Origin of the sequence: Bordetella ansorpii, from assembly GCF_900078315.1 — a bacterium.
GTDB classification, from domain to species: Bacteria; Pseudomonadota; Gammaproteobacteria; order Burkholderiales; family Burkholderiaceae_B; genus Bordetella; species Bordetella ansorpii.
In genome coordinates this window covers 1-20,283 of sequence record NZ_FKBS01000025.1, presented here as the reverse complement: position 1 = coordinate 20,283, position 20,283 = coordinate 1, and the positions used below count along the sequence as shown (strand labels likewise).

Annotated in this window: 20 protein-coding genes and 1 other RNA gene; 14 read left to right on the top strand and 7 right to left on the bottom strand. The window is 65.0% G+C overall.

Annotated features, from left to right (window positions below; translation table 11 throughout):
* The first annotated feature begins 20 nt into the window (after nucleotides 1-20).
* From A7W11_RS17775 to A7W11_RS17755, 5 genes are all read left to right on the top strand, one after another.
* On the top strand, nucleotides 21-593 hold the full coding sequence (locus A7W11_RS17775; protein WP_066132219.1) for an RNA pyrophosphohydrolase: 573 nt from the start codon (nucleotides 21-23) through the stop codon (nucleotides 591-593).
* Nucleotides 574-1,260, top strand: a complete 687-nt coding sequence (locus A7W11_RS17770) for a response regulator (protein ID WP_066416350.1) — start codon at nucleotides 574-576, stop codon at nucleotides 1,258-1,260. The genes A7W11_RS17775 and A7W11_RS17770 overlap by 20 nt, the downstream gene beginning before the upstream one ends.
* Nucleotides 1,261-1,301: 41 nt before the next feature.
* Nucleotides 1,302-2,819, top strand: coding sequence for a sensor histidine kinase (locus A7W11_RS17765; RefSeq protein WP_156523138.1), 1,518 nt, complete (start codon nucleotides 1,302-1,304; stop codon nucleotides 2,817-2,819).
* A gap of 123 nt (nucleotides 2,820-2,942) precedes the next feature.
* Nucleotides 2,943-3,434, top strand: a complete 492-nt coding sequence (locus A7W11_RS17760; protein ID WP_173678828.1) for a tripartite tricarboxylate transporter TctB family protein — start codon at nucleotides 2,943-2,945, stop codon at nucleotides 3,432-3,434.
* A gap of 4 nt (nucleotides 3,435-3,438) precedes the next feature.
* Nucleotides 3,439-4,965: a tripartite tricarboxylate transporter permease gene (locus tag A7W11_RS17755; protein WP_066416347.1), complete on the top strand. Its 1,527-nt coding sequence runs from the start codon at nucleotides 3,439-3,441 to the stop codon at nucleotides 4,963-4,965.
* 60 nt (nucleotides 4,966-5,025) lie between these two features.
* Here the strand turns inward: A7W11_RS17755 and A7W11_RS17750 are convergent, their stop codons facing one another.
* Nucleotides 5,026-5,955 carry a LysR family transcriptional regulator gene (locus A7W11_RS17750; protein WP_066416344.1) on the bottom strand — a complete coding sequence of 310 codons (930 nt, stop codon included), beginning with the start codon at nucleotides 5,953-5,955 and terminating at the stop codon, nucleotides 5,026-5,028.
* Between the two features lie 129 nt (nucleotides 5,956-6,084).
* Here A7W11_RS17750 and A7W11_RS17745 point away from each other — a divergent pair, with 129 nt between their 5' ends.
* Nucleotides 6,085-6,711: an FMN-dependent NADH-azoreductase gene (locus A7W11_RS17745; RefSeq protein ID WP_066416341.1), complete on the top strand. Its 627-nt coding sequence runs from the start codon at nucleotides 6,085-6,087 to the stop codon at nucleotides 6,709-6,711.
* Nucleotides 6,712-6,757: 46 nt separating this feature from the next.
* On the opposite strand, the gene A7W11_RS17740 is transcribed toward A7W11_RS17745, so the two are convergent.
* From A7W11_RS17740 to A7W11_RS17725, 4 genes are all read right to left on the bottom strand, one after another.
* Complete coding sequence (locus tag A7W11_RS17740; protein WP_066416339.1) at nucleotides 6,758-7,660, bottom strand: NAD(P)-dependent oxidoreductase; 903 nt, start codon at nucleotides 7,658-7,660, stop codon at nucleotides 6,758-6,760.
* Nucleotides 7,661-7,967: 307 nt separating this feature from the next.
* Nucleotides 7,968-9,548 (bottom strand): gamma-glutamyltransferase family protein, encoded by a 1,581-nt coding sequence (locus A7W11_RS17735; RefSeq protein WP_066416337.1) that lies wholly within the window; start codon nucleotides 9,546-9,548, stop codon nucleotides 7,968-7,970.
* Between the two features lie 183 nt (nucleotides 9,549-9,731).
* Nucleotides 9,732-11,237, bottom strand: a complete 1,506-nt coding sequence (locus tag A7W11_RS17730) for a tripartite tricarboxylate transporter permease (RefSeq protein WP_066416332.1) — start codon at nucleotides 11,235-11,237, stop codon at nucleotides 9,732-9,734.
* Between the two features lie 13 nt (nucleotides 11,238-11,250).
* Nucleotides 11,251-11,715, bottom strand: a complete 465-nt coding sequence (locus tag A7W11_RS17725) for a tripartite tricarboxylate transporter TctB family protein (RefSeq protein ID WP_066416331.1) — start codon at nucleotides 11,713-11,715, stop codon at nucleotides 11,251-11,253.
* Between the two features lie 406 nt (nucleotides 11,716-12,121).
* Here A7W11_RS17725 and A7W11_RS17720 point away from each other — a divergent pair, with 406 nt between their 5' ends.
* The 4 genes from A7W11_RS17720 to A7W11_RS17705 all read left to right on the top strand — a co-directional run bounded on the left by A7W11_RS17720 (nucleotide 12,122) and on the right by A7W11_RS17705 (nucleotide 13,994).
* Nucleotides 12,122-12,541 carry a hypothetical protein gene (locus tag A7W11_RS17720; protein ID WP_066416322.1) on the top strand — a complete coding sequence of 140 codons (420 nt, stop codon included), beginning with the start codon at nucleotides 12,122-12,124 and terminating at the stop codon, nucleotides 12,539-12,541.
* Nucleotides 12,541-12,852 (top strand): cell division protein ZapA, encoded by a 312-nt coding sequence (locus tag A7W11_RS17715; protein WP_066416313.1) that lies wholly within the window; start codon nucleotides 12,541-12,543, stop codon nucleotides 12,850-12,852. The genes A7W11_RS17720 and A7W11_RS17715 overlap by 1 nt, the downstream gene beginning before the upstream one ends.
* 47 nt (nucleotides 12,853-12,899) lie before the next feature.
* Nucleotides 12,900-13,086, top strand: a non-coding RNA gene (gene ssrS, locus A7W11_RS17710) — 6S RNA.
* Nucleotides 13,087-13,190: 104 nt separating this feature from the next.
* On the top strand, nucleotides 13,191-13,994 hold the full coding sequence (locus A7W11_RS17705) for an SIMPL domain-containing protein (protein WP_082887326.1): 804 nt from the start codon (nucleotides 13,191-13,193) through the stop codon (nucleotides 13,992-13,994).
* Here A7W11_RS17705 and lgt read toward each other — a convergent pair.
* Nucleotides 13,969-14,760: a prolipoprotein diacylglyceryl transferase gene (lgt, locus tag A7W11_RS17700; protein ID WP_066416306.1), complete on the bottom strand. Its 792-nt coding sequence runs from the start codon at nucleotides 14,758-14,760 to the stop codon at nucleotides 13,969-13,971. The genes A7W11_RS17705 and lgt overlap by 26 nt on opposite strands.
* A gap of 98 nt (nucleotides 14,761-14,858) precedes the next feature.
* Here lgt and ilvD point away from each other — a divergent pair, with 98 nt between their 5' ends.
* The 3 genes from ilvD to msrA all read left to right on the top strand — a co-directional run bounded on the left by ilvD (nucleotide 14,859) and on the right by msrA (nucleotide 17,588).
* Entirely contained in the window at nucleotides 14,859-16,547 is a 1,689-nt protein-coding gene (gene ilvD / locus A7W11_RS17695) for a dihydroxy-acid dehydratase (protein WP_066416295.1), read from the top strand.
* The gene (locus A7W11_RS17690) at nucleotides 16,528-16,872 is read left to right on the top strand and encodes a c-type cytochrome (protein WP_066416287.1); all 345 of its coding nucleotides are present in this window, start codon (nucleotides 16,528-16,530) and stop codon (nucleotides 16,870-16,872) included. Before ilvD ends, A7W11_RS17690 begins: the two co-directional genes overlap by 20 nt.
* Nucleotides 16,873-17,030: 158 nt before the next feature.
* Entirely contained in the window at nucleotides 17,031-17,588 is a 558-nt protein-coding gene (msrA, locus tag A7W11_RS17685; protein WP_066416286.1) for a peptide-methionine (S)-S-oxide reductase MsrA, read from the top strand.
* An 80-nt stretch (nucleotides 17,589-17,668) separates the two neighbouring features.
* On the opposite strand, the gene hppD is transcribed toward msrA, so the two are convergent.
* The gene (gene hppD, locus A7W11_RS17680) at nucleotides 17,669-18,781 is read right to left on the bottom strand and encodes a 4-hydroxyphenylpyruvate dioxygenase (protein WP_066416282.1); all 1,113 of its coding nucleotides are present in this window, start codon (nucleotides 18,779-18,781) and stop codon (nucleotides 17,669-17,671) included.
* A 155-nt stretch (nucleotides 18,782-18,936) separates the two neighbouring features.
* Between hppD and A7W11_RS17675 the strand changes: the two genes are divergently transcribed.
* Nucleotides 18,937-19,413 (top strand): Lrp/AsnC family transcriptional regulator, encoded by a 477-nt coding sequence (locus A7W11_RS17675; RefSeq protein ID WP_066416279.1) that lies wholly within the window; start codon nucleotides 18,937-18,939, stop codon nucleotides 19,411-19,413.
* The last annotated feature ends 870 nt before the right edge of the window (nucleotides 19,414-20,283 follow it).

Sequence of the window (20,283 nt, the reverse complement as noted above, 5' to 3'; positions counted from 1 at the left end):
GAATTCGGTGGGGGTGGCCCATGCTTGATCGCGAAGGCTACCGTCCCAATGTCGGCATCATTCTCGTCAACGGCAAAAACGAGGTCTTTTGGGGCAAGCGGATCCGGGAACATGCCTGGCAATTCCCGCAAGGTGGCATCAAGCACGGAGAAAGCCCCGTGCAGGCCATGTATCGCGAGCTCCATGAAGAAGTGGGCCTCAAGCCCGAGCATGTCCGCATTCTGGGACGTACACGTGATTGGCTGCGTTACAATGTTCCGGACCACTTCGTCCGGCGCGAATGGCGTGGCCACTATAAAGGACAAAAACAGATCTGGTTCCTGCTGCGCATGGTCGGTCGCGATTGCGACGTCTGCCTGCGCTCGACGCAGCATCCCGAGTTCGACGCCTGGCGCTGGAGCCAATATTGGGTGCCGCTGGACGCGGTCATCGAGTTCAAGCGCGAGGTCTACACCCAGGCGCTGAACGAGTTGTCCGCCATCCTGTTCCGCCGGCACCACGAAACCCGCTACCTGCGCCAGCGCGTGCATGGTCCGCGTTCTTCCGAAATTCCTTCCGCAGAAAACGACGGTCATGCGCATATTGTTGGTTGAAGACGAGCGGGACATGGCTTCCTGGCTGGTCCGCGCCCTGACGCAAAGCGGGTTCCTGCCCGACCACGCGCCCGATGCCCGCACCGCCGAGGGCCTGATGGCAGGCAACGAGTACGACGCGATCGTGCTCGACCTGCGCCTGCCCGACAAGCACGGCCTGGCGTTGCTGCGCGAAATGCGCAACCGCGACGACCGCACGCCGGTCCTGCTGCTGACCGCCCAGGGCGGCCTGCAGGATCGCGTGCGCGGCCTGAACCTGGGCGCCGACGACTTCCTCACCAAGCCCTTCGCCCTCGAAGAGCTCGAGGCGCGCATCACGGCGCTGGTGCGCCGCAGCCGCGGCCGCCAGCACCCGCGCCTGCAGTGCGGTTCGCTGTCCTATGACAGCGAAAGCCGCGCCTTCACGCTCGACGGCGCGCTGCTGTTCCTCACGCCGCGCGAACATGCCGCGCTGGCCGCGCTGCTCACGCGCAGCGGCTATCCGGTGGACAAGACCCACCTGTTCGGCAAGGTCTTCACCCAGGAAAGCGAAGCCAACCTCGACGCCATCGAGGTCGTGCTGCACCGCCTGCGCAAGAAACTCACCGGCAGCGACGTGCGCATCGTCACCGTGCGCGGCCTGGGCTACATGCTGGAAAGCGTCGCCCGCGAACCCACCGAGCCGTGAAGCTCTTCAAGGGCAAGCCGCTCTGGCCCAGGCGGTCGCGGATGCCCTTGCCCGGCATCCGGGCGGTGCTCATCACACTGCTGATGCCGGGCGTCATCCTGCTGCTGGTCATCGACAGCTGGAACGACTATCGCACCCTGTCCTCCATCACCAACGAAGCCTACGACTCTGCGCTGCTCGAACCCGCGCGCGTCCTCGAAAGCAGCGTCGAGTTCTCGGCCGAGGGCACCCTGCAGGTGGCCACGCCGCTGTACGCGCAGGTCATGCTGGAGTCGCGCGCGGGCCTGCGCAAGTACTTCCGCATCGAAGAGATCGATCCGCCGGTCGAGACAGGCAAGGATGTCGCCGTGCCCGACCAAGGCCGCACCTTGGCCGGCATGCCCGAAATGCCGCGCCTGCCTTATTGGCCGAAGGGCAACGGCGATCCGCTGTTCTTCGACGCGGTCTACCGCAATGATCCGGTGCGCGCGGTGGCCGTGCTGCGCGATCTGTATTACCGCGGGCAGCACCGGCAGGTGCTGGTGGTGGTGGCCGAAAGCATCGGCAAGCGCCAGGCGGCGGAAGCCAGCGCGCAGCGCCAGGAGATCCTGCGCGACGCGCGCATGCTGGCGCTGGTCGCCCTGCTGGTGTGGTGGGGCGTGGTGTGGGCGGTCAAGCCGCTGGTCAGGCTGCGCAACGACATCCGTGCGCGGCGGCCCGACGACCTGACGCCGCTGGATGCGACGCGTGTGCCCAGCGAGGTCACGCCGCTGGTCGAGGCCGTCAATCATCACATCGCGCGCTATCGGCGCGTGCTGGACGAGCAATCGCAGTTCCTGGCCGACGCGTCGCATCAGTTGCGCACCCCGCTGGCCATCATGCTGACGCAGGCGCAGTACGCGCTGCGCGAGCCCGATCCGGTGCGTGCGCAGGAAGGCCTGCGCGCCATCGTCGATCAACTGGGCCGCACCCGCCGCCTGACCGAACAACTGCTGTCGCTGGCACATGCCAATCAGGGCGAGGCCACGCCGCGCGAGCGTTGCGACCTGAACAACGTGGCGCGCGAGGTCGTGCTGCAGCACCTGCCGCTGGCGCATGAGCGCCAGCAGGACCTGGGCTGGGTCGACGCGCGTGGCGAAGAAGAACAAGCGCAGGCGGGCGACGAGCAGGAAGACGTGGTGCCCGTCTGGGGTAGCGAAGCCGAGTTGCACGAGGCCCTGTCCAACCTGGTCCACAACGCGATCCGCTATGCGCCCGTCGGCGCGCGCATCACGGTCTCGGTGGTACGCCATGCCGAGCGCGGCGAGGTGATCGTGTCCGACAACGGGCCGGGCATTCCGGTTGCGTTGCGCAAGCGCGCGTTCGCGCGTTTCGACCGCGTCGGCGCCGACCGGTCGCATTCGGCAAGCGGCTCCGGCCTGGGTCTTTCCATCGCGCGCGCCTATGCGCGGCGCAACGATGGCGACATCGAGTTGCGCGATGGCGAACCCAATTCCGACGGCGGCGTAGGCCTTGCCGCCGTTTTATGGATGCCGCTTATCAGGGATTTCCCGACGATTCAGGAACCCGACAGCGCATAGAAAGCGAATCACCAGCTTCGCTACGTATTCTCCTGGCGATCCCGTGTTCCAGCGGATTGCCGCGCCTTCCGTGAATGGCGCCGGTATCACGAACCAGCGCAGCGGTAAGCGCGAGGAGGAGATATGCAGCACGCAGCATCATTCAAGAAGGATTATTACGGCGGGGCCTTGATGGTTCTCGTCGGCTTGTCCGCCATCTATGCGGCCTTCAACTATCACATCGGTTCGCTCTCGCACATGGGCCCCGGGTTCTTCCCCGCGTCCATCGGCGCCTTGCTGGCGCTGGTCGGCCTGATGATCGCGGCCTCGGCGCGTGGGCAGAAGCCAGCCCCCGAGGCCGGCGCTGAAGAGGCGGCCCAACACGCGCACCCCTCGGATTTCCCCGATCTGCGCGGCGCCGTCTGCATCATCGGCGGCACCTTGGCCTTCCTGCTGTTCGGCCATTACGGCGGCCTGCTTCCGGCCACCTTCTTCGCCGTGTTCATCTGCGGCCTGGGCGATCGCACCAACACCGTGAAGCAGGTCCTGCTGCTGGCGGTGGCCATGTGCGTCATCGCAACCGTTGTCTTCTGGTGGGCGTTGCAGTTGCAGCTTCCGCTGTTCACGTGGGGCTGAAGCCATGATTTCGCAATCCTTGCATGACCTCTGGTTCGGCTTCGGCGTCGCGTTCCAACTGCATAACCTGATGTGGTCGTTCTTCGGCGTCCTGGTGGGCAACCTCATCGGGGTGCTGCCGGGCATGGGCGCGCTGTCGGCCATCTCGATCCTGCTGCCGCTGACCTACGTCATGCAGCCCGTGCCCGCCATCCTGATGCTGGCCGGCATCTTCTACGGCTCGCAATACGGCGGCGCCATCGGCGCCATCCTGCTGAACCTGCCTTCGCATCCGCCGCACGCGGTGACCTGCCTGGACGGCTATCCCATGACCCGGAAGGGCAAGGGAGGAACCGCGCTGGGCATCACGATGATCTGCTCGTTCTTCGCGGCATCGGTGGGCATCATCGTGATGATCTTCGCCTCGCCGCTGCTGGTCGAGATCGCGTTCAAGTTCGGCCCGACGGAGATCTTCTCCATCATGCTGCTGGGCCTGCTGGCCGGCGCCACCATGTCGCGCGGCTCGCCGCTCAAAGGCGTGGCCATGACGCTGTTCGGCCTGCTGTGCGGCTGTGTCGGCACCGACGTCAACACCGGCACCATCCGCTTCTCGTTCGGCTTGATCGACCTGTCCGATGGCCTGGAACTGGTGGCGATTTCCATGGGCCTGTTCGGCGTGGCCGACTTCCTCATGAGCGCCAACCGCATGGCCGCCATCAGCACCAACACCAAGCTGCGCGTGCGCGACATGCGGCCCAGCAAGGCGGAACTGAAAGAGGCATTCCTGCCGATGGTGCGCGGCACGCTGGTGGGTACGCTGTTCGGCGCCATGCCGGGCACGGGGCCGACCATCACCACGTTCGTGTCCTACGCGCTGGAGCGCAAGATCTCGCGTACGCCCGAGAAGTTCGGCACCGGCATGATCGCCGGTGTGGCTTCGCCCGAAGCGTCGTCGCACTCGAAGACGCAGGTCGACTTCATCCCGACCATGAGCCTGGGCATTCCCGGTGATGCGGTCATGGCGCTGATCCTGGGCGCGCTGCTGATCCAGGGTATCCAGCCCGGCCCGCAGTTGATCACCGAGCATCCGGACATCTTCTGGGGCCTGATCGCCAGCTTCTGGATCGGCAACCTGCTGCTGATGGTGCTGAACGTGCCGCTGATCGGCGTCTGGGTCAAGCTGCTGCAGGTGCCGTACCGCTATCTGTTCCCGTCCGCGCTGTTCTTCATCGCGGTGGGGGTGTACAGCACGCAGAACAGCCTCTTCCAGATCTGGGAAGTGCTGGCCTTCGGTGTGATCGGCGCCATTCTCATGTGGCTGGAATTCTCGGTCGCGCCCATCCTGCTGGGTTTCGTGCTGGGCCCCATGGTGGAAGAGAACTTCCGCCGCGCCCTGTTGCTGTCGCGCGGCGATATGGGAATTTTCGTGGAGCGCCCCATCAGCGCCTGGTTCGTGGCGGCCAGCTTCCTGCTGATCGCGCTGCAGGTCGGCGCGCACGTGCACCGCGTCATCCGCCGCCGCAAGGCCGCGGCAGTGGCGCAGCCGGCTTGATTCCAGGAACGCTGCCCGCGCGCAGGAGATGGGCTCGACCGCCCGCGGGCACGCCTTTTTTCAGTTGGGATCGGACGGGGTGTCGATCAGCCGGTAGGCTTGCGGCATCCGCTCCGACAGAAAGTCCACCAGCGCGCGTACGGCCGGCATCATGCCCCGCCGCGAAGGATAGATGCAGTGCACGATTCCTTCGGGCGAGCGCCAGTCCGGCAGCACCCGCACAAGTTGTCCGCGCCGTGTTTCTTCACGCGTCGCCTCGGATGGCAACAATGAAATCCCCCGACCCCGCACCGCGGCCTGAGTGAGCACGATGAAGTCGTTGCAGCACAACTGCGGACGCAGCACGACTTCGGTTTCCTCATCGTGCGTGTTGTACAGCCGCCAGCGCACTTCCTCCTGGGGCTCGCTGAAACTCAGCGTGGTGTGGGCCATGAGGTCTTGCGGTGTTTCGGGCATGCCGTAGCGCTGCAGATAGGCGGGACTGGCCACCAGCGTGCCGCTGGCCGTGCCCAGGTGGCGCACCACCAGTTCCGCATCGGTATCCAGCCGCTCTCGCACGCGCAGCGCCAGATCCACGCCTTCGCGGATCAGGTCGACGCGGCGGTTGGTCACCAGCATCTGCACCGATACCGCGGGCCAGGTATCCAGGAACTCGGGAAGCAGGGGGGCCAGCGTGGTCTGCGCCAGCGACACGGGACAACTCACCACGACCGGACCCGACGGCTCGGCCTGCAACTGCCGCATGGCGTCTTCCGCCGCACGTGCCGAGGCCGTCATTTCCAGGCAATAGCGCAGATACCGTTCGCCCGCCGTGGTCAGGCGCAGCCGGCGTGTGGTCCGCTGCAGCAGGCGTACGCCCAGCCGCTCTTCCAACTGCGAGATGCGGCGTGACAGGCGCGACTTGGGAATGTCGAGTGTCCGCGCGGCGGCGCTGAAACCGCCTTGCTCGACCACCTGCGCGAAGTAATAGAGATCGTTCAGGTCTTGCATGATGACTACTGTTCTAATTTTGGAACGCGGAGTTCATCTTACATGGGTTTATGGGAATAATTAAGCCCCGTAGAGTGACATCCATGGCTGCGGCGGACCCGATCCGCCCCGAACTCTGGAGATTGTTCTATGAAGACCCTGCTGATTCTGTCGTCGATCCTGGGTGATCGCTCGCATTCCAAGGAACTGGCGGACCATTTCGTCGCCCGTACCCGCCAGTTCGATCCGGATGGCGCCGTCGTCGTGCGCGACCTTGCCAATCAACCCGTGCCGTATTTCGACGGCAACACCGTTGGTGCCCTGTTCACGCCCGCCGATGCCCGCACCGCCGAGCAGCGCGAGGTGGTGGCGTTCAGCGACAGCCTGGTCGCCGAACTGTTCGATGCCGACCGCATCGTCTTTGCCGTGCCTGTGTATAACTTCAACCTGCCCGCGCAACTGAAGAGCTACATCGACTACGTCGCGCGCGCCGGCATCACCTTTCGCTATACCGAGCAAGGCGTGCCGGAAGGCCTGGTGAAGGGCAAGCAGGTGGTCGTGCTGATCTCGCGGGGCGGCAAGGCCGAAGGCACGCCGGACGACAACGTCACGCCGTATCTGCGCCAGATGCTGAATTTCCTGGGCATGGAGCCGACGTTCATCGCCGCCGAAGGCATGGCGATGGGCGAACTGGCCGTGCAGGAAGGCGTCGCGTTGGCCAGGCAGCGCATCGATGCGCTGGACCTGGCGGCAGCCGGCGAGGCCGTGGCGGCCTGATGCCGTCAAAGGGCGGGTCCGTTGCAGGCTCGCCCCGGCGCCTCGCTCAGCGCAGGCGCTTGATCAGGCTGGACGTGTCCCAGCGTCCGCCGCCCAGCTTCTGGACGTCGCCGTAGAACTGGTCCACCACCGCGGTCAGCGGCAGGCGCGCGCCATTGGTGCGCGCTTCGTCCAGCACCAGGCCCAGGTCCTTGCGCATCCAGTCCACGGCGAAGCCGAAGTCGAACTTGTCATCGACCATGGTGGCGCCGCGGTTCTCCATCTGCCAGCTTTGCGCCGCGCCCTTGCTGATGACGTCCAGCACCAGCTTCATGTCCAGGTCGGCGGCCTGGCCGAACGCGATGGCTTCCGACAGGCCCTGCACCACGCCCGCGATGCAGATCTGGTTGACCATCTTGGCCAACTGGCCCGCGCCGGGCGCGCCCACCAGCGTGACCGCGCGGCCGAAGGCCTGCGCCACGGGTTTCACGCTGTCGAACGCCTCGGGCTCGCCGCCGCACATGACGGTCAGCACGCCGTTGACGGCGCCGGCCTGGCCGCCCGAGACGGGGGCATCGATGAAGTTCAGGCCCAGTTCCTTGGCCTTTGCATAGAGCTCGCGCGCCACGTTGGCCGAGGCGGTGGTGTGGTCGACGAACACCGCGCCGCGGTCCATGCCGGCGAATGCGCCGTCATTGCCCAGCACCACGCTGCGCAGGTCGTCGTCGTTGCCCACGCAGGCGAACACGATCTGCGCGCCGGCGGCGGCTTCACGCGGCGTCGCTGCGGCCTTGCCGCCGAATTCCTGGCTCCAGGCCTGGGCTTTGGCCGGGCTGCGGTTGTAGACGGTCACCTCGTGGCCCGCGCGGGCCAGGTGCCCGGCCATGGGCAGGCCCATGACGCCGAGTCCGAGAAAAGCGACCTTCTGGGGGGCGACCGTGTCGTAGCTCTTGGAACCGATGGATGCCATGGAAGAAGTCTCCGGTTGGGATGCGCGAACGCGCAGGAATGAGGCGCAGGCCCGTCGCCGGACAACGATGGCGCGGGCAGTATGGGCGATGCCATGGACAAGACGGGCGCGCCACGAATCGTGGCCGCGCCGCCTGCCCACAGGACAGCTCGGTAGTATAAACAGGCGCCGTGCAACGGGCGCCGTGCAACGGGCGCACAGCCGGCGCCTTGCAACGCGAGCAATCGGCGCGGGGGAGGAAGCCCGGTGCGAGCGGGGGCCATGCCATGGCTGTCGCACCTGCTCGGCGGCGTGAAATCGTCCTGCGTCAGAGACCCGCGGCAAGGCCGTCGCGGCGGCCATCGCTGGCGCCCACATAGCCTTGCACGGCAGGGTCGCCCAGTCGCCACACGAACTGGCCCGAGCCGAAATCGGCGTGCGGATCGCGCGCGCGCTCGACCGCATGGCCGCGTGCGCACAGCGCCTCGACCAGGGCGACGGACATCGTGGGTTCGGCGTCGACCGACATGCCGTGCGTCCAGCGCCAGCGCGGCGCGTCGCAGGCTGCCTGCGGCTGCTGGCCGTGATCGACCATGCGCACCAATGTCTGCACGTGGCCTTGCGGCTGCATGTTGCCGCCCATCACGCCCAGGCTGGCCAGCGGTGCGCCCGAGCGCGTCAGCAGCAGGGGCGTGCTGGCGTGGCCAGGTCGTTTGCCGCCCGCCACCGAATGCGCATGCGCGGGGTCGGCCGAGAACGCGTAGCCGCGGTTGTGCAGGCTGACGCCGGTGCCCGGCACGACCACGCCTGAGCCGAAGCCGATGTGATTGGATTGCACCAGGCTGACCATCATGCCCTGGCGGTCCGCGGCGCTGATGTGCACGGTGCCGCCCTGCGGCGCGCGGCCCAGTGCGAAGGGTTGCGCGCGCTTGGGATCGATGGCCGCGGCGCAGGCGGCCAGCCGCGCGGGATCCAGCAGCGAATCACGGCTTTCGGGGATGTCGGACAGTGCCAGCTTCACCGCTTCGATCATCAGGTGATGCACGTCGGGATGGTCCGGTGCATGCGCGGCCAGATCGAAGTGCTGCAGGATGCCCATGGTGGCCAGCGACGCCACGCCATGCGCATGGCCTTCGGATGGCAACTGGTGCAGCACGTGGCCGCGGTAGGGCTGGGCGATGGGATCGACCCAGCGCGGTGCATAGCCGCGCAGATCGTTCAGCGTCAGCACCGCGTCGTGGGCCTGGGCATGCGCCACCAGCTTGTGCGCGGTCTCGCCCTCGTAGAAGTCGCGGCCGGCCGTCTGGGCCACGCGTCGCAGCGTATCGGCCGCACAGCGCAGCGAGAAGTGCTCGCCGATCGTGGGCGCGCGGCCGCGCGGCATGAAGTGATCGGCGAAGCCTGGCATGGATTGCAGCAGGTCGACCTGTGCGGCCCATTTGCGCTGTACCGCGGGCGTGACTGCATAGCCACGTTCCGCATATTCGATGGCGGGTTCGAGCAGCGTGGCGAACGACAGGCTGCCCAGCCGTTCGTGCAGCGCCGCCCAGCCGGCGATGGCGCCGGGCACGGTCACGCTGTCCCAGCCGCGGGCCGGAATGCGGCCTTGGTGGCGCGATCGGAAGTAGTTGGTGCTCCAGGCGCCAGGCGCGGTGCCTGAGGCGTCCAGGCCGTGCATGCGGGCGCCGTCCCACACCAGGATGTAGCAATCGGAGCCCAGGCCGTTGCCGACGGGTTCCGTGATGGCGAGCGCGGCCGCCGCGGCGATGGCGGCGTCGACGGCGTTGCCGCCCAGCGCCAGCATGCGCAGCCCTGCCTGCGCGGCCAGGGGCTGCGAAGTGGCGACCAGGTTGCGGGCAAAGACAGGGGCCCGCGACGAGGGATAGGGGTTGGTCCAGTCGAACGTCATGACGATGTCAGTGCGTCGGGTAAACCCCTAGCTTACCCGACTCGTGGAAATACTTCGTTTTATTTACAGATATTTCCTGGCAATTGACGAAAAAACCAGACCAACGGAAAAGCAAAAAGCCCTGGCGGGCCAGGGCTTCGAAGAGACGCGCGCATCGTGCGCGCGCCGGGCGAAAACCGTTGCTCAGTCTTCTTCGACGAAGGTCTCTTCGCGCTTCTTGCGGATCGACGGCAGGGCCACCAGAATCACCAGGATCACGGCGAAGGCCAGCAGCGAGGCCGACAGCGGACGCGTCACGAAGGTCGTGTAGTCGCCACGCGACAGCAGCAGGGCACGGCGGAAGTTCTCTTCCATCATGGGGCCCAGCACCAGGCCCAGCAGCAGCGGCGCGCCTTCGCACTTCAGCTTGCTCCACACGTAGCCGATGATGCCGAAGATCGCGGTCGTGAAGATGTCGAACGTGTTGTAGTTCAACGAGTACACACCGATCGTGCAGAACACCAGAATGGCGGGGAACAGCACACGGTAGGGCACCTTCAGCAGCTTGACCCACAGGCCGATCAGCGGCAGGTTCAGCACCACCAGCATCAGGTTGCCGATCCACATCGAGGCGATCAGGCCCCAGAACAGCTCGGGGTGGCTGGTCATGACCTGCGGGCCCGGCTGGATGTTGTGGATGGTCATTGCGCCGACCATCAGCGCCATCACCGCGTTGCCCGGGATACCCAGCGTCAGCAGCGGGATGAAGGACGTCTGCGCCGCCGCGTTGTTGGCCGACTCGGGGCCCGCCAGGCCGGCGGGGTGGCCCTTGCCGAAGCGCTCGGGGTTCTTCGAGATCTTCTTTTCCAGCGTGTAGGACGCGAACGACGACAGCACGGCGCCGCCGCCCGGCAGGATGCCCAGGGACGAACCCAGGGCGGTGCCGCGCAGCACGGCGGGCGCGGCTTCCTTGAACTCCTGCTTGTTCGGGTACAGCGAACCGATCTTGTCGGTGATGTCGACGCGGTTTTCCTTCTGCTCGAGGTTGGTCATGATTTCGGCGAAGCCGAACACGCCCATGGCCACGATGGCGAAGTCGATGCCGTCCTGCAGTTCGGGGATCCCGAAGTCGTAGCGGGCGACGCCCGAGTTGACGTCGGTGCCGACCATGCCCAGCAGCAGGCCCAGCACGATCATGGCGATGGCCTTGGGCAGCGAGCCCGAGGCCAGCACCACGGCGCCCACCAGGCCCAGTACCATCAGCGAGAAGTATTCGGCGGGACCGAACTGGAAGGCGACTTCGGCCAGCGGGGGCGCGAAGGCGGCCAGCAGCACGGTGGCCACGCAACCGGCGAAGAACGAGCCGAGCGCCGCGATGGCCAGGGCGGCGCCCGCACGGCCGTTACGCGCCATCTGGTGACCGTCCAGCACCGTCACCACCGCGGATGTCTCGCCTGGCAGCGCCACGAGAATGGCCGTGGTCGAACCGCCGTATTGCGCGCCGTAGTAGATACCGGCCAGCATGATCAGGCCGGCCACCGGGGGCAGCACGTAGGTGATGGGCAGCAGCATGGCGATGGTCGGCACGGGGCCGATCCCCGGCAGCACGCCGATCAGCGTGCCCAGAATGCAGCCCAGCAGGGCATACGCCAGGTTTTCGGGCGTGAACGCGACCGAGAAACCCAGCATCAGGTTATCGAACAATTCCATTTGGGGTGCCTCCTCAGTTTGCGCCCAGGAACGACGGCCACAGCGGGAAGATCAGTCCCAGGCCCTTGATGAAGGCCAGGTACGAAAACACCACCAGGAAAATCGCGTTGCCGACAGCCACTTTCCAGCTGAACTCATGGCTGGCAAGGCTGCTGACGATGACCAGGACGGCCACCGAGATGTACACGCCCAGGGGGCGCAGGATCACCGCGTACAGGACGACGGAACCAATCACCAGGGCGACGATGCGCCAGTCGAACTTGTCGACGGAGGTCTCGGTGGCCTTCTTGGAGAGCGAACCCAGAAGAACGACCGCGCCCAAGAGGGCAAGGACCAGGCCGAGCCAGAAGGGGAAGTAGCCGGGACCCATACGGGCGGCGGTTCCCATCTGATAGCTGGTGGCTTGCCAGGCGAATCCCAATCCGAGGGCGATGAACATCACCCCGGACCAGAAGTCCTGTTTATTGCGTAGCTGCATGATTGGTTGGCTCCTGATTACAGCATGTCATAGGGAGGAAAAGGCCCTGTGCATCATTGGCGGTGGGCAAAACGGGCACTTCGAAAGCGCCACTTGTTCTTGGTGTTCCAGCTTGGTTTTGGAAGCGCGAATGGTAATGGAGGGGGGGCCGACTGAGAACCCTGGTTGTTATGGTATTTGTCAGGGTTTTCCCGCGAATTAGGGAACTCTCGGGTCTATTTGAACGCGCGAAACGCGATTTGATGGCGTAATGAAAGGTTAGTGAAAGCAGATAGAAAGCTGACGGAAAGCCGTTGAGAGGCGGGTGCAAGAATGCTTTCAACACAGAATCCTACCGGATATTGCGCTTGTTCTCCGACTTTTGGTAGCGCCCCGATTCGGGCGCTCTTGGTATACGATAGCGCCCATGCTGCAAGACCTAGATCATCTCGCCGCCCGTCTCGGGCAACTGGTGCAGCGCACGCGACAGCTTCATGCCGAACGCGATGCGTTGCGTGCTCGCCTGAACGACAGCGAAGCGCAGCAGCGCGCGCTGCTTCAGCGCTGCGCCGACCGTGACGCCGAACTGTCGGCCCTGCGCGAAAGGCTGCAGGCGCACGACACTGCCGCCACCGAATTGAAGGCCGACGCCCGCCAGGTCGAAGACTCGCTGCGTCAGCAACTGGCCCAGGAAACCGCCCAGCGCCAGGCGCTCGAGGCCCATGCTCAAGCGCGCGATTCCGACATGCAGCGCCTGCGCAACGCCGCCTCCACCGCCCGCGAACGCATCGATGCCGTGCTGGCCCGCCTGCCCGGCGGCGGCGCTTCCGTAGGAGAGCAACCCTGATGGAACGCGTCGACGTCTCTATTCTTGGCCGCGATTACTCCCTGGCCTGCTCGGCCGAGGAAAAGCCCACCCTGATGGCCGCGGTCCGCCATGTCGATCAACTGATGCTGCGCATCCAGGGCACCGGCAAGATCACCAGCAACGAGCGCATCGCCGTCATGGCCGCGCTGTCCATTGCTGGCGAACTGCTGGGCTTGAAGGCGCCGGACGGCCCGCTGGGCGGTTTGGCGGTTGGCGACTTCAAAGCTAAAATCGACGAAATGAATGCCATGCTGGACGACGCGCTGTCCGGCCAGGAAAAGCTGCTTTAAGCAACGTCCTGAAGCAGCAATGTCGGCATTCTTGCTGTATTCTCGGTTTGTCCCTGCCGTGTTCGTGACTCGGCCATATATTCTCTGAACCTATGTCTTACGGCATATAGGTTGCGAGAGTGCTGGAACTGGCGTGATCGTCTCTTCGCAGACGAACCCAAGGTTCCGCCAATCGCGGCCGACTTGAACCTCAGGGTTCGAGATGCCGGCCTAGACGGCACAGGCGGGGCATCTATCCGGCGGCCTGCAACTGCAGGCCGCCGACCCTCAGCGGTGGCGTTGTGTCGCGCGCCTTCAGGCATGACGCCCGCCGCGCACTTTCCTCCACAGGTCTTCTCATGTCCAGACTCCCCGCGTTTCTGTCGAACAAGCTCGCCCTCGCGTGCCGCACGGCATTGGCTCTGAGCCTGCTCTCCTGCGCTGCCGTATCGGCCCAGCCCGCGGCGCCCTCTCCGGTGGCGCCCGGCGCCGAACCCGAGGCGCGCCCCGGGCCCGGTGGCGAGCATGGCAGGGAAGGCCGCGCGCCGCGCATGTCGCTGCAGGCAGCGGCGTCGTCCGAGGTCATGCAGGACACCGTGCGTATTTCGCTGTCGGCCGAGGTCGAGGCGCCCGATCAGCCAACCGCTGGCCAGCGCCTGACGGCCGCGCTCGAAGACGCGGTCAAGCGCGCGAAGGGCAACGAGGGCATCGACGTGCGCACGGGCGGCTTCAACGTCTGGCCCAACACCGACAACAAGGGCAAGGTCACCGGCTGGCGCGGCCAGGGCGAGATCGTGCTGCAGTCCAAGGATTTTGCGAAGGCTTCCGCGCTGGCGTCCAAGCTCAGCGACAAGACGGCCATCTCCAACATCGGCTTCCTGCTGTCGCGCGAGGCGCGCGAGGCCGAAGAGCGCAAGCTGCTGACACAGGCTGCCCAAGCCTTCCGCGAGCGCGCGGTGGCCGCGGCCAATGCCTTCGGCTTCTCGGGTTACCGCATCATGCGCATCGAGCTGGGTGGCACGGGTGGCCCGCAGCCGATGGCGCGCGCGCCCGCGCCCATGATGATGGCCAAGGCCGGGGATGCCCGCGCCGCCGACGTTCCGCTGGAAGCCGGCGAGGTCACCGTCACCGTCTCCGTCAGCGGGACGATTTCCTTGCAGTAAACACGGCAAACAGGATCGCGCCGATGATCACCATCGGCAGCGACAGCCATTGCCCCATGCTCAGGCCGGCCGCCAGCAGGCCCAGGAAGCCGTCGGGTTCGCGGGTGAATTCCACCAGGAAGCGGAACAGTCCGTAGAAGATCAGGAACAGCGCGCTGACCTGGCCGGTCTTGCGCGGCTTGGCAGAGAAGCCCCACAGGATCAGGAACAGCACGATCCCTTCCAGGCCCAGTTCGTACAACTGCGACGGGTGGCGCGCCAGGCCGTCGCCCGACTGCGGAAACACCATGGCCCACGGCACGTCCGTGGGACGGCCCCACAGTTCCCCGTTGATGAAGTTGCCCAGCCGCCCCGCAGCCAGCGCGGGCGGAATCAGTGGCGCCACGAAGTCGCTCAGCGTGAACATCGACACGCCCTTCTTGCGCGCGAACAGGAACATCACCAGGATCACGCCCAGCAGGCCGCCGTGGAAGGCCATGCCGCCTTCCCACAGGTAGAAGATCTCGATCGGATGCGCCAGGTAGTACGAAGGTTTGTAGAACAGCACGTAGCCCAGGCGTCCGCCCAGCACCACGCCCAGCACCGTATAGAACGTCAGGTCTTCCAGGTCGCGCACGGTCATGAAGGTGGTGTGGCCGCGCACGATGCGCCAGCGGCCCAGCAGATAGGCGGAGGCGAAGCCCACCAGGTACATCAGGCCGTACCAGTGGACCGCCAGGGGTCCGATGCGGATGGCGATGGGATCGAATTGGGGATACTGAAGCATGTTCCGCCCGGCAGAAAAAGTTGTCCGATAATAACCGGCAGGCGCCCGGTCCGGCCGCCATGTTGCAGGCAAATCCAAACCCGCGAGGAGACGAGACCATGCCGCACAACGAACGTTCCCGCCACATCACTCACGGCGTTGCACGTGCGCCGAATCGCGCAATGTACTACGCGCTCGGTTACCGGGAAGCCGATTTCGAGAATCCCATGATAGGCGTGGCCAACGGCCATTCCACCATCACGCCCTGCAACAGCGGCCTGCAGCGCCTGGCCGACGCCGCCATCGAGGCCGTGCGCGCGGCGAAGGCGAACCCGCAGGTGTTCGGCACGCCCACCATTTCCGACGGCATGTCGATGGGCACCGAAGGCATGAAGTACTCGCTGGTCTCGCGTGAAGTCATCGCCGACTGTATCGAGACCGCCGCGCAGGGGCAGTGGATGGACGGCGTGGTGGTCATCGGCGGCTGCGACAAGAACATGCCCGGCGGCATGATCGCGCTGGCGCGCACGAACGTGCCCGGCATCTACGTATATGGCGGCACCATCAAGCCGGGCCGCTACCAGGGCAAGGATCTCACCATCGTGTCGGTGTTCGAGGCCGTCGGCGAATACACCATGGGCCGCATGGACGAGCACGATTTCAAGCAGATCGAGCAATGCGCCATCCCGGGCTCGGGTTCGTGCGGCGGCATGTACACCGCCAACACCATGAGCTCGGCCTTCGAGGCCATGGGCATGAGCCTGCCGTATTCCAGCACCATGGCCAACGAGGACGAGGAAAAGGTCGCCTCGGCCGCCGAATCGGCTCGGGTGCTGGTGGACGCCGTCCGGCGCGGCGTGCGGCCGCGCGACATCATCACGCGCCGTTCCATCGAGAATGCCGTGTCCGTCATCATGGCCACCGGGGGCTCCACCAACGCCGTGCTGCATTTCCTGGCCATTGCCCATGCGGCGGAAGTCGAATGGACTATCGACGACTTCGAGCGCATCCGCCTGCGCGTGCCCGTCATCTGCGATCTCAAGCCGTCGGGCAAGTACGTCGCCACCGACCTGCATCGCGCGGGGGGCATTCCCCAGGTGATGAAGCTGCTGCTGGATGCCGGGTTGCTGCATGGCGACTGCATCACCATCACCGGCAAGACCATCGCCGAAACGCTGGCCGGCGTGCCCTCGGCGCCGTCCCCCGACCAGGACGTGATCATGCCGATCGACCGCGCCCTGTATCCGCAGGGGCACCTGGCCATCCTCAAGGGCAATCTGGCGCCCGAAGGCTGCGTGGCCAAGATCACCGGCCTGAAGAATCCCGTCATCACGGGGCCGGCCCGCGTCTTCGATTCCGAGGACGACGCCATGGCGGCCATCATGGCGCGGCGGATCCAGCATGGAGACGTGGTCGTCATCCGCTACGAAGGGCCCAAGGGCGGGCCCGGCATGCGCGAGATGCTGGCGCCGACTTCCGCGCTGATCGGACAGGGCCTGGGCGAGACGGTCGGCCTGATCACCGACGGCCGGTTCTCCGGTGGCACCTGGGGCATGGTGGTGGGCCATGTGGCGCCGGAGGCCTTCGTGGGTGGCGTCATCGCGCTGATCCGCGAAGGCGATTCGGTTACCATCGACGCCCACAAGCTGCTGCTGCAGCTCAATGTCGGCGACGAAGAATTGGCGGACCGCCGCCGGCAGTGGGTGGCGCCCAAGCCACGCTACACGCGCGGCGTGCTTGCCAAGTTCGGCAAGCTAGCCAGCTCCGCCAGCCTTGGGGCAGTTACGGATGCATTCGATAAAAGCTAGGGCGGCATGGGCCGTCCTGATTCTGCTGGCGGCCGGCGCCGCCAGCGCCCAACAGGTAGATGGCCAGAAACTCGCGGCAAGCAAGGCCTGTATGGCCTGCCACCAGGTCGACAGCAAGCGCGTCGGCCCGCCGTTGCGCAGCGTCGCCGAACGCTATGCCGGCCAATCCGAGGCGGCGGCGTATCTGGCCAACAAGATCCGCAGCGGCGGGCGCGGCGCCTGGGGCGCGGTGCCCATGCCGGCGCAGAATCACGTCAGCGAACAGGATGCGAAGCAACTGGCCGAATGGGTGCTGTCGCTGGCCCCGCCCAAGGCCAAGCCTTGAAGCAAGCCATGTTGCCCCCATGCTGCGGCTTGGGCTTGCTGCCATCCGGCAAGACGCCTTTTCATAGGCAGGCGGTCTTCTTCATCGGGGGCGCCGTTCATCCAGGGGCGTCCCGGCAGCCAGGTGATCGCACGCAGGGCAAACAGGAGTCATAGATCATGTCCGAATTGAAAACCACACCCGGCCACGAAATCGCCATTCTCGGCGGCGGTTGCTTCTGGTGCGTCGAGGCTGTCTTCCAGGACCTGCGCGGCGTGACCAGCGTGCTGCCTGGCTACAGCGGCGGCCACGTCGAACACCCCACCTACGAGCAGGTCTGCGGCAAGCAGACGGGCCACATCGAAGTGGCGCGCGTCGAGTTCGATCCCAAGGTGCTGTCCTACAGCGACCTGCTGCGCGTGTTCTTCGCCACCCACGATCCGACCACGCCGGGCCGCCAAGGCAACGACGTCGGCCCGCAATACGAATCAGCCATCTTCTGGCTGGACGACGCGCAGCGCGAACAGGCCCAGGCCGTCATCGCCGAGGTCGATGCCCTGCACGTCTACGACGCGCCCATCGTCACCAAGGTGCTGGCGCCCGCCACGTTCTGGCAGGCCGAGGACTACCACCGCAACTACTTCAACCTGCATCCCGAACAAGGCTATTGCCAGTTCGTGATCGCGCCGAAGGTGGCCAAGTTCCGCAAGCAGTTCCAGGATCGGCTGGTTCGCTGATCCGCAAAAGGCACGGGCCGCATCGCGCGGCCCGGTGTCTATGGCAGGCCGGCGCGGTTGCGCCGGCTGTTTGCATTGGATCAATCGACCGACTTCACCACGCCGCGGCGCATCTGGTCCAGTTCGATGGATTCGAACAGCGCCTTGAAATTGCCTTCACCAAAGCCGTCGTTGCCCTTGCGCTGGATGATCTCGAAGAAGATCGGGCCGATCTGGTTCTCGGTGAAGATCTGCAGCAACAGGCCGCCGCCGGGGGCGCCATCCAGCAGGATGCGGTTCTGGCGCAGGCGGTCGGTGTGCTCGCCATGTCCGGGCAGGCGACGTTCCAACAGCTCGTAGTAGGTCTCGGGCGTATCCAGGAATACCACGCCGGTCTTGCGCAGCGATTCGATGGTCGCGTAGATGTCGTCCGTCGCCATGGCGATGTGCTGGATGCCTTCGCCGCGGTACAGGTCCAGGTATTCCTGGATCTGGCCTTTCTCTTCGGTGCCTTCCTCGTTGATCGGGATGCGGATGTTGCCGCACGGCGAGGTCATGGCCTTGGACTTCACGCCGGTCACCTTGCCTTCGATGTCGAAGTAGCGCACCTCGCGGAAATTGAACAGGCGCTCGTAGAACTCGGCCCACTCGGCCATGCGGCCCTTGTGCACGTTGTGCGTCAGGTGGTCGACCAGGGTCAGGCCGGCGCCGAAGTGGCTCAGGTCTTCCTGCGCGTTGCTGGGGTCGATCGGCTCGAAGTCCACGTCATAGATGCTGATGTCGCCGATGCCGCCGTGGCCGTGCTTGCCGCGCCAGCGGTCGACCAGATAGATCAGCGAATCGCCGATGCCCTTGATTGCGGGAATGTTCAGCTCCATCGGGCCGCTGTGCGAGTCGAAGCCCCAGGCACCCAATTCCAGGGCGCGCTTGTATGCCTTGGCGGCGTCGTCCACGCGAAAGCCGATGGCACAGATGGACGGGCCATGCAGGCGGGCGAAGCGCTGCGCGAAGGAGTCGGGTTCGGCATTGATCAGGAAGTTGATGCCGCCCTGCCTATATAGGGTGACGTCCTTGTGGCGGTGCCGGGCGATGGCCTTGAAGCCCAGCAGCTCGAATACCTTGCGCAATGCGATGGGATCGGGGGCGGTGTACTCGATGAACTCGAACCCCGATGTGCCCATGGGGTTGTCCCAAGGCTGAAAACCGCTTTCCATGTCTGCTCTCCCTTATTGGTGTATTGCCGTGTCGCATTGATGGGTACGAAACCGAGATTGTAGGGAGAAGTGCCGGGCAGGCGATTGCGAAAATGGCCATTGCAGTCTGAATCAGAGCAATAATATTGCTTTGATTCAAAGTTGTGAGGCATCCAATGGCTGAAGTAGAGCTGGATAGGACAGATCGAAGAATTCTGGCGGAGTTGCAGCGGGATGGCCGGCTCAGCAACCAGGAGCTGGCCGAGCGCGTTTCGCTATCGCCCAGCCCTTGCCTGCGCCGGGTGCGCCGCCTGGAGGAGCAGGGGTACATCAAGCGCTATGTCGCTTTGGTCGACGCCGAAAGGGTGGGGCTGGGCCTGCTGGCCTACGTGTCCATCCGCCTGAACAAGCATGTGGCGGGCAGCCACGCGCCCATGGCCGATTTCGCCAGTGCCGTGCAGCAGTGGCCCGAGGTGGTCGAGTGCTACGCCATGTCCGGAGACATGGACTATCTGTTGCGCATACAGGTGGCGGACCTGGCCCACTTCTCGCGTTTCGCCATGGATACGTTGATGCAGCACCCGGCGGTGGTGGACATGCGGTCGTTCTTTGCCCTGCAGCAGATCAAGGAGACGACGGAGCTTCGTCTATAAGAGACATGAGGGGACGGGCCCCTATATATAGAGGAGATGAGGGAGGGGAGGTATCGTCGCGTGGACGCCTGGGTGCGTCACCAAAATTCCACCGTTTCTTCACGGAGGCGTAACGATTCATCGGTCCCTATTTGCATTCGGTAGAAACCCTGTGCTATAGTTATTGGCTCGGCAGTTGAAACGCTTTACGCAAAAGCGACAGCGAAGTAGGCACCGAGCAAGCAGGGTAGTGAAGAAAGGTCTGGTCAGTGCGTGCTTTGCCTGGGTTTTGGTTTTGGGCGAAGCGGCTGCCGAGGTGGTTCCGGAGCTTGGCGCGTAAGGCGCGGCGGAGGAATCCCGGTCAACGAGTGGTTGGTTGGCTGCAAACGGTAGCGAAGCGGATTGATTTGACACGCTGAAAAAACTTCTTCATAATCTCGTCCCTCTGTTGCTGAAACGGCAGCGAGACGAAGTGAAGAAAGTTAGGTCAAGTGGTTGTTTTCTGAGGGGTTTTTTCAGAAAACGCGCTTATCCGGAGCGGTTCTGAGGTTTGGCGCGACGCGCGGCTTCGGGATCCCGGTCAACGAAACAGGTTGATCGAAAAACGGAAAAGCGAAGCGGGCTGACTTGACAGCGTTAAAAAACTTCTTCATAATCTCGTTTCTCTGCTGCTGACACAGCGGCAGACGAAGCAAGGCAAGCAGGTTGCAAGACAAGATTAGCAAGGCGGCGTGACACGCAAGTTGCACGGCGCTGGCAGTAAAGGCAGTTCGCAGTGCCGCTCTTTAACAACTGAACAACCGATAAGTGTGGGCGCTTGATGCGTGTGCGCGGTGCGGTTTGCGTTTACGCAGATTCGTGCCGAAGCAAAAGTATCATCAAGCGCTTACA